Consider the following 12,885-nt stretch of genomic DNA (forward strand, 5'->3'; position numbering starts at 1 on the left):
TCTGATTTATTTGTGTGAAAAATAGCTCACTACTTGAAAAAATAGTCATAAAAAGGAGGGTTTTAGGAAATATTGTGACTTTTGTATCATTCAAATTTTTCTGAAAAAGGATTATAGTATGATTATTGTAAAACTATTGTAAAAAACATTTTTTTAGGGGGAATGAGATTTTGAAGGGGAAAAATGTACTGTCAATGGCGATGATTGCTGCGCTAACGCTAAGTGCTTTCACAGCACCTGGAGCAAGTAGTCAAGCTAGTGTAGACACGCCGCAAGTGAAGCAAGAAGTGAAGGAAGAAGTTGTACATAAGCAAGGTCCATTTGATCTAGCTATTGCAAATGAAGAAAAGCTAATTGAGATGCTGAAAGAGAGTGGGAAAATCTCTAAAAATGCATCTGCCAAAGAAGCAGAACAAGCATTGGATGTGTTTTTGAATGAAAAGTCTGAGTCGCTTATGGAAAAAGACACGACCGGGGAATTAGAAGATGAAAAGCTTGAAGTTGAAGCTGACATTAAAGAAAAGTTAATGAATGATAACAAAGGTAAGGGAAATGACAACGGGAAAAAAGGCGGCAAGAAACTTGATAAAGTCGTTGAAGAAGACTATCACGGTGATGTTCGTTCTGATAACGTCCTAGTGCTTTTAGTCGAATTCCCTGATTTTCCACATAACAGTATTAAGCCAGATGAATCTGATATGTATTATGAAGATTACGTGAAGGAACACTATCAAGATATGATTTTCGGTGAAGATGGGTATGAAGGTCCGAATGGTGAAGATCTTATCTCTATGAAACAATATTATGAAGAACAATCAAATGGCGCTTACACGGTAGATGGCGCTGTTGCTGGATGGTATATGGCATCCAAAAATGCAGCTGAATACGGTGGTAACTATCCGACAGAAGATGATAGCGACAAGAATGCGCGTGGTCTTGTGAAAGAAGCTCTGAATGCAGCGGCTGCTGATCCTTCTGTCAATCTAGCAGAATATGATCAGGAAGATCGCTATGACCTTGACGGTGACGGTAATTTCCGGGAGCCAGATGGTCTTGTTGATCACTTGATGGTAGTTCACTCAGCAGTTGGAGAAGAAGCTGGTGGTGGACAATTAGGATCTGATGCGATTTGGTCTCACCGCTGGAACCTTGGTAGTATTTTCCCAATCGAAGGATCACCAGAACCAGAGGAGGATTACTTTGGTGCAGGTTCCATGTATGCATATGACTATACTATTGAACCAGCTGATGGAGCAGCAGGAGTGTTCGCTCATGAATATGGTCACGATTTAGGTTTACCGGATGAGTACGATACACAATATTCTGGGGCTGGTGAAGCAGTATCTTACTGGTCAATCATGGCGAGCGGAAGCTGGGCTGGTGCACTTCCTGGAACAGAACCTACTGGTTTCAGCGCATGGTCTAAAGAATTTCTTCAGGCTGCTCAAGGTGGAAATTGGTTGAAGTATGATGAAGTTGATTTAGATGAGATTGACAAAAAAGGTTTGGAAGTTTATTTGGATCAAGCGAACACGAAAGGGACAAACCTTGACGCGCTTCGTATCAACCTTCCAGACAAAGAAACAGAAATTAATACGCCATTTAGCGGCGAATTCGAGTATTTCAGTGGGAGTGACAATGATTTAGATAATTCCGCTGTGATGAATGTAGATCTTTCAAATGCGTCATCAGCCGAATTGACGTTTAAGACATGGTATGACATTGAAGAGGACTGGGATTATGGTTCGATTCAAGTAAGTGAAGATGGTGAGAACTGGACAGCGATCCAGGGAAATATCACGACAGAAACTAATCCGTATGATAATAATCCTGGACACGGCATTACCGGTCTATCCAATGGTTGGATTGATGCTACATTTGATTTGAGCGCTTATGCAGGAAAAGATGTACAAGTGAAAATGAACTACTGGACAGATGGAGCTGCAATTAATCCTGGCTTCTATGTTGATGATATTCGCGTAACAGCGGATGGGAACGAGCTTCTCTTTGACGATGCAGAAGGCGAGCCTAAAGTGGAGTTAGATGGTTTCACAAAGAATAAAGGAGTGAAGGTTTCAGAGCACTACTACCTTCTTGAATGGAGAAATCATCAAGGTGTCGATGAAGGACTTGATCACATTCGTCGTGGCGCTAGCTTGATGTCTTATGATCCTGGTTTAGTTGTTTGGTACGTGGATAACAAGTATTCTGATAACTGGACAGGGGTTCACCCTGGCGAAGGGTTCCTTGGGGTTGTCGATGCGGATCAGCATGAATTGTTCTGGAGTGACGGAACGGTTGCCCAAACACGTTACCAAATTCATGATGCGGCGTTCAGCCTTCGTAAAGATGAGAAGATGTTCATTGACTATAGCGAGCTTCTTGGTCGCACAATGACAGATAAGAAAAATCAATTTGTGAAAGAATTTAACGATAAGGAAAGTTATTTGAATGAAGCTATCCCTGATGCAGGACGTAACGTTCCTCAATATGGCTTGAAATTCAAAGTAACAGGTGAAGCAACGGATCGTTCGGTTGGACGTGTGTTGATTACAAAAAAATAAGAAATGAGGGAACGCTTAGAGATAAGCGTTCCTTTTTTCGTTTAAAGGGGGAGGTAGGCCTGACCCCGTTCTAAATAATTGATATAGTATGCTTGACTAGGTGGTGTACCCCGCAGTTTATGATGAAGGGGGAGGGGACATGTATAAAATAAGCCAATTTGCTCAGTTAACAGGATTAAGTAACGAAACGCTTCGCTATTACGCAGAAGTTAAGCTATTAGAGGCAGCTTATATTGATCCGAACAGCCGTTATAAATACTACGATGATGGCAGTTATTTTCTAGCGCTATTATTAGCAAAGCTAAGGCGGTTTGGATTTACCATTCAGGAAATGAAGTCTGTGATGGAAGATGAGTCATTCGCTCATTTAGAAGATCTTTTGAGTCAAAAGAAATTGCGTATAGAAGAACAAATAAACGATTTGCAACTTCAACTTCAAGACATTGATGAGTTTCTTAAATCAGGGAGGGAAAAGAATGATTAGCTGGAAAGAGGAGAAGGTGATTCGTGTGCCGATCGAAACGGTTTGGGATTTGTTTAGAGACGAAAATATTCAAACGATCATGCCAAAAGTTGAGGAGCATGTATTAATGGAATTGGAAGAGGATCAAGTCGGAGCGAAGCATCGTCAAACGTATCGGGAAGGAAAAAGACTTGAAACTTACATGGTTGAGACGATCGCCTACGAGGATCGAGAAGAATATAAAGAGAAACGGATTAGTTTTGTGTTAGGAAAGGCGTTTGAAATATCGCTTGGTTTTATACTAGAAAAAGTGAGTGAAAGCGAAACAAAATTCATTTACGAAGGTCAAAATAAAGGCGTGAATTTTGTGGGGCGCGCCATGCTTAAGCTAAGCCGTCAAAAGGATCAAATGAATGTTGTTCAGGAATTTATGGACCGAGTGGAAAGTGAAGCGATTAAACGAAATGAGGTCCAGATTTAATCCGGGTAGTAATTATTGAGACCTTTTATTCAATTTGATACTAAGTGGAAGAGGAGAATGGAGTAAAATCGGCATAATTTTAATCTTTGTACTATCGTAAAGAAGTCAGTTAGTATGAAAGCCGCCAAGGCAAACTGGGCGGCTTTTTTCAATGGTATTGGTGCTCATTATGTGTTTGAACGTTCGCAAGCTTCAGCCACTCTCACAAAATACCCTTTTACTAATTCATCGAGCGTAGCAACGGATTTTTGGTCAAGCGTTCGATCGTCCCTCAATGAACAAAGAACGCTTTCAATGAGAAATTCTCGTGACTTCTTAGAATGAAGAAACTCATCCTGGATAAAATCTAGAAGTTCTATTGATTTTGTGTGTTTCTCGTTCAAGCCCCTCTTCAGGGTTGCGATTGTTTGCTGAAGTTTTTCTTTAAAATCTTCATCGGAATTCGTCGCATTTGGTAGCCAGGTACTCATTTGTTCAGGTTTGTTCAGCTGTTCTCCTGCAGCAGCGGCATCGTTAACGATGTTCACGATACGTTGGACGCTATAGTGTACAACGGGGGAAATGTCTACGCTCGGACCGTTTGCAATCGAATAGTACTTGACATTGTGATGAAGTACGCCCAGAAACATGATCGCCCCATCAAGTAGATATGGTCGCTTATCCTCGCCGAATAGCTCAAGAAAACGAGTGAATACCCACTGAATCATTCTCTTTTGTCCTTCTTTAAGGAAATCCTTCAAATCCTCATCATTCGAGACAAACACTTCTTCAAAAAGTGTAATCAGCTTGTTTTTCTTATTCGTATTCATTTGTAGTTCAATTTGTTTAATAAAGATAGTAAGGTCAGCACGATCCTGGCCGATCATCAATTCATCCCGGCTTGTTTCCATTGAGCCATAAAGGGCTTTGAAAAGAGCAATTAATAACTCATTTTTCGATGAGAAGTAATTGTAGAACGTGCCTTTTGAAATGCCGCTATATTCGAGTATGTCTTGAATGGATGTTGCCTGAAAGCCTCTTTCAATAAAAAGCTGATGCGCCATCTTAATAACGTGCTGTTTGCGATCGTTCATTCTATCACCTTTTACTTCGTTATATTTACATGAAATTTATTGTTGTACTTCCGGTATAAAATTGATCATACCTTATTTCTTGATTAGAAACAAATCCTTTCAAATCAGGAAGAAATAATGATTGCAAAAGTTGAACTCATGGTATATGATATTAGAGATTTGAACCGATGGTATAAATAATTGAACTGAAGGTATATGGGGGAATGATGATGAGTCAATCAGTGAAAGAGACGCCAAAACCTAAGTACGGCATTCTTGCGATTCTGATTGTTGGTGCTTTTATTGCGTTTTTAAATAATACATTGCTTAATATTGCGTTGCCATCGATTATGGCAGATTTACAAATTGAAACGGCTACGGTTCAGTGGCTTACAACAGGATTTATGCTTGTGAACGGTATTATGATTCCGGCAACGGCATTTCTTATTGAAAAATATTCCGTGCGTCGCTTATTTCTTGTGGCGATTGGATTATTTACAATTGGTACAGTTGTTGCGGGGATGGCGGAGATCTTCCCGGTTCTACTTGGGGGAAGAATGCTTCAAGCTTCAGGTTCGGCGATTATGATGCCGCTCTTGATGAATGTCATGCTCGTTAGCTTTCCAATTGAAAAAAGAGGGGCGGCAATGGGTGTTTTCGGTTTAATTCTCATGGCGGCGCCAGCAATTGGTCCGACGCTCTCTGGTTGGATTATTGAAAACTACGATTGGAGAATGCTTTTCCATTTCGTGACGCCAATTGCTATTACGATTTTCCTACTTGGTTTCTTCTTGTTGAAAGATAAAAAGGAAAAGGTAAACATTCGTCTCGATCTCTTTTCACTGATCTTATCAAGTATTGGTTTTGGAGGTATTCTTTACGGCTTTAGTTCTGCAGGGAATAAAGGTTGGGATAGCCCACAAGTTTACTTAACGATTGGAATTGGGGTTATTTCTCTGACGACGTTTATTATTAGACAGTCGAAACAAGAACGACCAATGTTGAATTTTTCGATTTTCAAATATCCAATGTTCGCTCTTTCATCTTCCATTACAATGGTTTTAAATATGGCGATGTTTTCAGGAATGCTGTTGCTCCCGATTTACGTGCAAACCATTCGAGGCATTTCACCACTTGATGCAGGATTGATGATGCTTCCAGGGGCACTTGTGATGGCATTTATGTCTCCAATCACAGGTCGCTTATTTGATAAAATTGGCGGACGCATTTTGGCGACAACGGGTCTAGCTATTACAGTTGTCACAACATACCTGTTTAGTACATTGTCTATGGATACGACGTATAACTACATTATGATTCTTCATGCTGTGCGCATGTTCGGAATGTCAATGGTTATGATGCCTGTATCAACGAATGGATTAAATCAGCTACCAGCTCGTTTCTATCCGCACGGTACAGCGATGAACAATACGTTGAATCAGGTAGCGGGCGCTATAGGGACAGCGCTTCTCGTTACGATTATGTCTAACCGAACAGAATCCGCTGCAGCTGATCTTGCGAGGGAAGCAGCGACGAGCGGAGCGGTAGATCCTACGATGCAGCAACAAATTGCCATGCAGGCGATGCTTGAAGGGATTAACTTTGCCTTCTTTGTTGCTACATTTATTGCAGGTCTTGCGTTTGTGCTCTCATTCTTCATTAAGCGCGCTGGCCGTGAAGAAGTGAAGCAGCCGATAGTGCCAGAATCCAAGCCAGTTGAGCTTGTGACAAATTCATAATGAATCAGCTACAAAAACGGATGAAATCCCTAGGGATCTCATCCGTTTTTATTCGTTAGAAGAAGCTGTTTTGGTTTTATTATGATAATGCTTTTTGGCTTTTGTCCGATTTCCGCAAACCTCCATCGAGCACCACTTGCGCTTTCCCTTCTGGTTGACGAAATAGGCAAGACAGTTTTCACTTTCGCACGCTTTTACCTTATCGAATATACCGCCCGCTTCATGATCAAGCATCTGATAGGCAATGAGTGAGAGTAAACCATTCGTTCCCCCTTCTGTAGGGAGGGGTGTGAGTTTCTTGTCATCGATTGTAAAGGACAGTGGAGCCGCTTTTGTTACATTACTTAGCATTTCGAAAAAATCGGCTTGAGAAAAGTTCGAAGCGAAATATTTACGACACTGATTCCGGAAGTGTTGAATGTCGTTTGTATGAATAGTGTCCTTCTTTATGAATTCTACTTGTTTCTCGTTTAACAAACCCTTGTTTTCCATTAATGTGATCCACTGAAAGACGTTCTCTTCTGTTAATAGCAGATCGGTAGGGTTTTGATTTTGTATTTTTAATGTGTTCATTAAGTTAATAAATAAGAAATTAGAAAAATGGGAAAAACTCGTTTCGAGTATCATATTGAAACACACCTTTTGCTTTATCGTTGACAACGATTATAACATAATGTAGTATTCTAACCACTAAATTAGTTTTTAGTAGTTATAAAAACAAAGTAAGAGGAGAGATATAATGGCAGTACAAAAAGTAACGGACCAAAACTTCGAAGAAGAAACAAATCAAGGACTCGTTCTAGCAGATCTAGGAGCGCCCTGGTGTGGCCCATGTAAAATGATCGCGCCAGTGTTGGATGAACTAGATGAGGAACTAGGCGAGCAATTAAAAATTGTCCAACTTGATGTGGATTCAAATCCAGAAACAGCAAGAAAGTATGACGTGATGAGCATTCCAACATTGCTTTTCTTTAAAGATGGCGAACTTGTTGAGAATGCGGTTGGATTTCGAACAAAAGAAGAATTAGCAGGTATTGCTAAAAATCACGGCTAACTTACTAATAGATAAAGCAGCTGCTCTTATGAAGAGCGCTGCTTTTATTTTTGATTCCGTATGAACTTAATTAGATTTCATTAATTAATATCCTGAGTCCCATAACCTGTTATGGTGAGATTCACGTCTACATTAACAGTGAGGGCAGGGAAAATATCTTCCCAATTTTTCTCGTGTTCCTTCCAATATCGGGGTTGTTTGATTTTTACCCAAGTTCCAATTTTTAGAAAATCGAGTTGTTGTTCTTCCTGTGCGATGGAAAGAACGCGTTCAATGTCTTTCTTGACGACTTGTTGCCCCTTTTCTTGGAGTGGCATTTCCCATCCTTCTTTGAAAACGTCGCGTTCTATCTCCCAATCCTCCGCAAGTCGTAAGGAGCTATCTACAATAATGTCGACGGTTAGCTTTCCGTTTTCTACATTTGGCTTGACGGTTGTGTTCGATTTCATTATCTCAAGGACCACTTGATCTTCTTTAGACTCTCCTGTTTCAATAGTAACGAGCCCGCCCTGAACTTCATCTGTGACCCATTTTAATCCTCCAACCTCTTCTGGTGAAAGCCAGCCAACTAATTTTTCGTTTTTATTTGATATAATCCCGGCCCCAAGCAACCTCAGTCTATTATCATGGATTCCTACTTCAGGAATGACGAAGCTTGCACCTGCTGTAATACTATTGGAGGCTTCTCCGAATTTAAGATTATCCAAGACGTAAAGGCTCCGATCTTTGTTTTGAGTGAGCTCCTTCAGCTGCACAGCAGGAAACATTTCTTTAGTTGGTTCGACATCTAGAATCGAAGCGGCGGGCTCCCTTGAAATAAATAAGGAAACGGTTCTCCTAAATTCATGATCACGCAAAAAGAAGCTGATGAGTTGCTTGATCGGTTCTTTTCGTAGAAGCTCTTCCGAGAGAACCATTGATTTGAGATGTGTATAGTTAGGTGGTCGATCAGTTTCAAGTGAATTTTCTCGAATCACTTCAAAGAAATTATTCCCATTTAAAGTAATGTTCTGATAGGGTTGATCTCCAGTCGTACCGGTCTCTGTTCCCTGAATATTATTTGGAACGACGTATTGATTAGTTAAGGCAAACACTTCCTCTTTTTCTTCATGGTAATCAATTCCAATCGCCATGATCATGCCGAGATCTTCAATTTCGTTACTATCCCAGCATGCCGTAAGTAGGATGAGTGGAAGAACAGCTAGAAATAAGAAAATTCTCTTCATTGAGCAGTCCCCTTTCCAAACGAGAGCGCTAGAAGCAATAGGGGGAGCGCGATGAGAGCGGTGTAGGATAAATAATTCACGTATGTCCCGTATGAAAATAGTTCAGTAATGCCTGATGGTAATAACGAGAGCATCAGAATGATGAACCCAATAATCATAGTCATAGGGAGAGTGTTTTTTACCTGAAACGTTTTCCTCATGCCAAGCACTGCCGAATAGTAATAGGCGGCTAAAGTCGTGAAGATCGTAATGATCCATCCGAATAGGAAGAGAAGTTCGAATCGCTCAAAGAAGAATCCCTGAAACTCGATTGCTTTTGCCATTTCAATTGTCGGAAATGTAATGACTTTTAGCTCCTCGATACTAAGGACACCGATGTTCAGAATGAAGAAGAGGACATAAATCACACAAACACTCCCAATGCTGATGCTGAAAATGGTGAGCATTGGTTTCCATTTCGAAAACGTAAATTTACCTGACAACACCATGATCAGCTCATATCCTACAAATGAAAAAAAGGTTGTATGAGCTCCTTTTAATATTTCGATTCCATCAAAATAGAAGATGGGGCGTAAGTGGGTTGGTTCAATATTTTTGATACTAAGAAGAGTTAAGACAAAAAACATAAATAAGATGATTGGAAAGTACAGTTGAAAAAATAGCATGATATTGGAAAGTCCGCTTGATACAAGATACATACACGAAACGACAAGTACGAGTAAGACAACAAACTTGGGCGTTTTATCAAGCAGGTAGTAATTCACAATCTCGGCCATTGTTCGAATGATGTAGGATGAGATCGCAATCATATAGGCAACAAAAATGAGGTTAATCCCTTTGCCGATCCATTTTCCAGTTAGTTCAGTTCCTATATCAAAGACTGTTTTCATAGGGAAGCGCTTAATGAGCATAAATAGAAAAATCGCATTTATAAATGCAATGCCGGCTCCTAAAATAACGCTCATCCACATGTTAGATTGACCGACGACTGCTGCGGTTTGTCTGGGCAACGTGACAATTCCGACACCGACGATCGTTGATATAATGAAAATGATGATTGGAAGGGAGGTATGGTTATTTTTCATGTAGTTTCCTATCCTTCTTTCCCACACGATAATAAAGACGTACAAACGAATCTTTCCAGCTTTTCAGCTGAATCGGCGCAAATGGCTCCATGTATGGCGTTCCGAAACTTCTAAGTTTAATTAAATGAGTTGTTACGATGAAAATGGCGATTAGCAAACCGTATACACCTAGTATGGCTGCAGAGAACAGGAAGAAAAAACGAATGGTTCTTAACGCCAGGCTGAGCTGGTAATTCGGAATCGCAAATGAACAGATCGCTGTGAATGAAATGACCATGACCATCATTGGACTAACGATGCCCGAACTTACCGCCGTTTCACCGATAACAATAGCTCCTACAATACTAACTGTAGATCCGATGGGTTTTGGTAATCTTACACCTGCCTCCCGTAAAATCTCGATCGTAAGCTCCATAATAAAAGCCTCAATAACTGATGGGAAAGGTACCCCTTCTCTTGTTTTAGATAAAGAAACGGCTAGACTAGTGGGGATAAGACCATGATGAAATGAGACTAAAGCAATGTAAGTTGCAGGCAATAGTACAGAAATAAGTGCAGTAAAATAGCTTAATAATCGAATAAATGAAGCGGGAATCCATTTAAAGTAGTAGTCGTCAGGTGTTTGAAGAAGCATGTTAAGCGTTGTTGGGGCAATCAGGACAGTGGGAGAGCCGTCTGTCATAATTGCGACACGCCCTTCAAGTAAGGCGTTTGCTACCTTCGTTGGATGCTGTGTTGATGTTAATTCGGGAAAGACTGACAGCGGATTTCGCTCAAGGAGCTGTTCAAGTATCCCTGCATCAGTTATATAATCTGCATTAATTTCGTTTATTCGTTCTCTGGTTTCTTCAATTAATTTTCGATCTGCTTTTCCTTGCAAATAAGTTAAAGAGATGTATTTCACAACGTCTTTTCCAATCAGATGTTGTTCAAATAAAAGATCGCTTGTCTTTAAGTGCGCACGTAATAATGCTTTATTGTCTTGAAGGCATTCTATAAAACCATCCCTAGGCCCGCTAATCGTCGGTTCATTGACCGGTTCATCAGGTGAGCGCTTCACAGAATAGGTCGTTTTCACAGCGTAAACAGTGTCGATGTCTTCCTCACGAGCAATAATAACGGTGCATCCATCCATGAGGTGCCTTGAAATGAGGCTATTATCTTCAATGTTGTTAATCGCAGCCATAGGAATAAGATCAGGAAGATCAGCTGCGCTAATCTTTGTTTGATCGTCTGAAATGGTAAGAAGTGGACTAATGATCGTCTTTTGGATGACCATTCGATCAGAAATATCGTCAAGATACACAAGTGTCAGTGTGAGCCCATCGAGTTTAACGGTTTTTAGCTTGAGGTCTTCGGTGTTATGAAACTCCTGTTTTATTTGATCCTCAAGCAATGAGGAGGATCGTGGAAAACGCCTTCTTTTCATATCAACATCACTCCGAAAAGTTATCTCCCTTTATCATTAACGGAATTGGAGAAACTATCCGTTCTTTCCATCATCTATTGAAAACTCTGTTAGGATATATGACCAATTTGTTATTTTCAATTTTCAAACATGGTACGATTTTGCATATTGATACAGCTTTGAAAGAAGGGGATAGTGTGAAGAAACGACTTGTCGTAATCGGAAACGGCCTTGCTGGAATTCAATTTCTTGAACGCTTGCTATCGAGAAAACCGTCAAGTTTTGAAGTAACCGTCATTGGAAAGGAGCCTGCTTATAAGCGATATCTTTTATCGCGCGTTCTACAGAAGGAAATACCCTTTGAAGACGTCAAATTGGAGGATGATGGTTGGTATCTAAAGCGTGGGGTACGTTTGTTTAAGAATGAAACCGTTGTGACAGTTGATCCCCTCGTACGGCATGTGAAAACCGATCGAGGTCGAAAAATGACTTATGATCTTCTCGTATTTGCAACAGGTAGTCATCCGCATCTCCTTCCCGTTAAAGGAGCAGGGAAGGAGGGCGTGATGACCTTTCGAACGATTGAAGACTGTATGACATTAATGAACGCTCCAAATCATTACCAAAAAGCAGCGGTCATTGGAGCGGGTATCCTTGGTTTAGAAACGGCGATGGGACTCGTTCAACGGGGAATAAAAACAACCGTAGTGCATCATCAGCCGAATGTGATGAACAGACAGCTAGACCGGCTTGCGTCTGAAATGCTTCAGGAAGATTTAGAACGAATGGGTATCCAATTTTCATTAAGTAAGCGAGCGAAGGAGTTCATTGGAACGTCGCATGTAGAAGGAATTCAATTCTCCGATGGAACGAGTCTGCCAGCGGATCTTGTCCTCATGTCTGTTGGAGTAAAATCAAATATTGAACTTGCTAAGAAAAGTGGGCTAGATGTTCACCGTGGTATTCTTGTGGATGATTATCTTCAAACGAGTGATCCATCGATTTATGCTATTGGAGAGTGTGCAGAACATCGTGATATGACATACGGTCTCACTGAACCGATTATTGAGCAAGCTGAATATCTTGCAAGAACGCTCGCAGGATATCCAGAGCCGTACACAGGCTCAATCATGTCTACAACCTTAAACATTGAAAGCGTAAAAGTGTTCTCAACAGGGCATGTTCTTGAAACAGAGGAGACAAGAACTTTTCAATGGATTGACCCGATTCGACACATTTACAAAAAAATTGTGACCTTACATGGACGAGTGATTGGAGCGATTCTTTATGGTGATACTTCAGAGGCAGCTTTAATAGCAAAGCTTGTGAATAGCCATGCTCCCGTTTCTGAAATTCCAACCAATCAGCTATTTCCAGAACCAAAAATAACGCGCAATACGTTAGCCCTTGTCCCTAAAGATGGGAGATCATCTAAAACGGCGCAAAGCTAATGATGCATGTGTAAAAAACATTGATTGGGAGGATGTTTCTGATGCCGGTTCATGCCGTAAAGATCCACGTGGGAAGAACGCGTGATTTTACCCCTAATTCTAGTCGAGCGATTGATTTACTCCAGCTTTCGATCGCCGTTATTTGCTTGTCGGATGGCACGTTCCATGCTATTCACAATCGTTGTCCATATGGTGGAACGGTTGTGAGTGGGAAGGTTTGCGATCATTCTATAATTTGTACAAACCATGACTGCCGAATTGATGTTAGGACAGGTAAACTACTTTCACCTCATAATGGCGAGGTAGAGACATTTCCGATTGAAATAGAAGATGGCTTGATCTACGTAACGCTTGAGTGATTT

General features: G+C 40.7%; 12 protein-coding genes. 7 read left to right on the plus strand and 5 right to left on the minus strand.

From position 1 onward, the window contains the following. The first annotated feature begins 170 nt into the window (after window positions 1-170). The 3 genes from AC0VYH_RS07135 to AC0VYH_RS07145 all read left to right on the plus strand — a co-directional run bounded on the left by AC0VYH_RS07135 (window position 171) and on the right by AC0VYH_RS07145 (window position 3,508). Window positions 171-2,564: an immune inhibitor A domain-containing protein gene (locus AC0VYH_RS07135; protein ID WP_475373566.1), complete on the plus strand. Its 2,394-nt coding sequence runs from the start codon at window positions 171-173 to the stop codon at window positions 2,562-2,564. A 139-nt stretch (window positions 2,565-2,703) separates the two neighbouring features. Further along, a complete protein-coding gene (locus AC0VYH_RS07140) occupies window positions 2,704-3,048 on the plus strand; it encodes a MerR family transcriptional regulator (RefSeq protein ID WP_475373567.1) in 345 nt (114 codons plus the stop codon). After that, the gene (locus tag AC0VYH_RS07145; RefSeq protein ID WP_194220919.1) at window positions 3,041-3,508 is read left to right on the plus strand and encodes an SRPBCC family protein; all 468 of its coding nucleotides are present in this window, start codon (window positions 3,041-3,043) and stop codon (window positions 3,506-3,508) included. Before AC0VYH_RS07140 ends, AC0VYH_RS07145 begins: the two co-directional genes overlap by 8 nt. Before the next feature lie 167 nt (window positions 3,509-3,675). On the opposite strand, the gene AC0VYH_RS07150 is transcribed toward AC0VYH_RS07145, so the two are convergent. Next, a complete protein-coding gene (locus AC0VYH_RS07150; protein WP_475373568.1) occupies window positions 3,676-4,581 on the minus strand; it encodes a TetR/AcrR family transcriptional regulator in 906 nt (301 codons plus the stop codon). 209 nt (window positions 4,582-4,790) lie between these two features. Between AC0VYH_RS07150 and AC0VYH_RS07155 the strand changes: the two genes are divergently transcribed. Continuing rightward, entirely contained in the window at window positions 4,791-6,299 is a 1,509-nt protein-coding gene (locus AC0VYH_RS07155) for a DHA2 family efflux MFS transporter permease subunit (protein WP_194220921.1), read from the plus strand. Between the two features lie 48 nt (window positions 6,300-6,347). On the opposite strand, the gene AC0VYH_RS07160 is transcribed toward AC0VYH_RS07155, so the two are convergent. Then, window positions 6,348-6,926: a CGNR zinc finger domain-containing protein gene (locus AC0VYH_RS07160; RefSeq protein ID WP_475367007.1), complete on the minus strand. Its 579-nt coding sequence runs from the start codon at window positions 6,924-6,926 to the stop codon at window positions 6,348-6,350. A 112-nt stretch (window positions 6,927-7,038) separates the two neighbouring features. Between AC0VYH_RS07160 and trxA the strand changes: the two genes are divergently transcribed. Continuing rightward, window positions 7,039-7,353 carry a thioredoxin gene (trxA, locus tag AC0VYH_RS07165; RefSeq protein ID WP_194220923.1) on the plus strand — a complete coding sequence of 105 codons (315 nt, stop codon included), beginning with the start codon at window positions 7,039-7,041 and terminating at the stop codon, window positions 7,351-7,353. A gap of 80 nt (window positions 7,354-7,433) precedes the next feature. Here trxA and AC0VYH_RS07170 read toward each other — a convergent pair whose 3' ends face one another. Genes AC0VYH_RS07170 through AC0VYH_RS07180 form a run of 3 tightly spaced genes read right to left on the minus strand, consistent with a single transcriptional unit; the run spans window position 7,434 to window position 11,093 of the window. Continuing rightward, window positions 7,434-8,579 carry a Ger(x)C family spore germination protein gene (locus tag AC0VYH_RS07170; protein WP_475373569.1) on the minus strand — a complete coding sequence of 382 codons (1,146 nt, stop codon included), beginning with the start codon at window positions 8,577-8,579 and terminating at the stop codon, window positions 7,434-7,436. Then, complete coding sequence (locus AC0VYH_RS07175; protein ID WP_475367009.1) at window positions 8,576-9,664, minus strand: GerAB/ArcD/ProY family transporter; 1,089 nt, start codon at window positions 9,662-9,664, stop codon at window positions 8,576-8,578. Before AC0VYH_RS07175 ends, AC0VYH_RS07170 begins: the two co-directional genes overlap by 4 nt. Continuing rightward, window positions 9,654-11,093, minus strand: coding sequence for a spore germination protein (locus AC0VYH_RS07180; RefSeq protein WP_475367010.1), 1,440 nt, complete (start codon window positions 11,091-11,093; stop codon window positions 9,654-9,656). The genes AC0VYH_RS07175 and AC0VYH_RS07180 overlap by 11 nt, the downstream gene beginning before the upstream one ends. 176 nt (window positions 11,094-11,269) lie before the next feature. On the opposite strand from AC0VYH_RS07180, the gene AC0VYH_RS07185 reads away from it, so the two are divergent. Then, window positions 11,270-12,523: an NAD(P)/FAD-dependent oxidoreductase gene (locus AC0VYH_RS07185; RefSeq protein WP_475373570.1), complete on the plus strand. Its 1,254-nt coding sequence runs from the start codon at window positions 11,270-11,272 to the stop codon at window positions 12,521-12,523. Window positions 12,524-12,564: 41 nt separating this feature from the next. Beyond that, a complete protein-coding gene (locus AC0VYH_RS07190) occupies window positions 12,565-12,882 on the plus strand; it encodes a Rieske 2Fe-2S domain-containing protein (RefSeq protein ID WP_475367012.1) in 318 nt (105 codons plus the stop codon). Window positions 12,883-12,885: the final 3 nt, after the last annotated feature.

It is taken from the genome of Anaerobacillus sp. QJM3NY_32 (assembly GCF_056173645.1).

What these genes read in the sequence shown, in the direction of transcription:
- AC0VYH_RS07160 (WP_475367007.1), bottom strand. Translation starts at nt 6,926, where the DNA reads ATGATACTCGAAACGAGTTTTTCCCATTTTTCTAATTTCTTATTTATT.
- AC0VYH_RS07170 (WP_475373569.1), bottom strand. Translation starts at nt 8,579, where the DNA reads ATGAAGAGAATTTTCTTATTTCTAGCTGTTCTTCCACTCATCCTACTT.
- AC0VYH_RS07145 (WP_194220919.1), top strand. Translation starts at nt 3,041, where the DNA reads ATGATTAGCTGGAAAGAGGAGAAGGTGATTCGTGTGCCGATCGAAACG.
- AC0VYH_RS07175 (WP_475367009.1), bottom strand. Translation starts at nt 9,664, where the DNA reads ATGAAAAATAACCATACCTCCCTTCCAATCATCATTTTCATTATATCA.
- trxA (WP_194220923.1), top strand. Translation starts at nt 7,039, where the DNA reads ATGGCAGTACAAAAAGTAACGGACCAAAACTTCGAAGAAGAAACAAAT.
- AC0VYH_RS07180 (WP_475367010.1), bottom strand. Translation starts at nt 11,093, where the DNA reads ATGAAAAGAAGGCGTTTTCCACGATCCTCCTCATTGCTTGAGGATCAA.
- AC0VYH_RS07190 (WP_475367012.1), top strand. Translation starts at nt 12,565, where the DNA reads ATGCCGGTTCATGCCGTAAAGATCCACGTGGGAAGAACGCGTGATTTT.
- AC0VYH_RS07150 (WP_475373568.1), bottom strand. Translation starts at nt 4,581, where the DNA reads ATGAACGATCGCAAACAGCACGTTATTAAGATGGCGCATCAGCTTTTT.
- AC0VYH_RS07140 (WP_475373567.1), top strand. Translation starts at nt 2,704, where the DNA reads ATGTATAAAATAAGCCAATTTGCTCAGTTAACAGGATTAAGTAACGAA.
- AC0VYH_RS07155 (WP_194220921.1), top strand. Translation starts at nt 4,791, where the DNA reads ATGAGTCAATCAGTGAAAGAGACGCCAAAACCTAAGTACGGCATTCTT.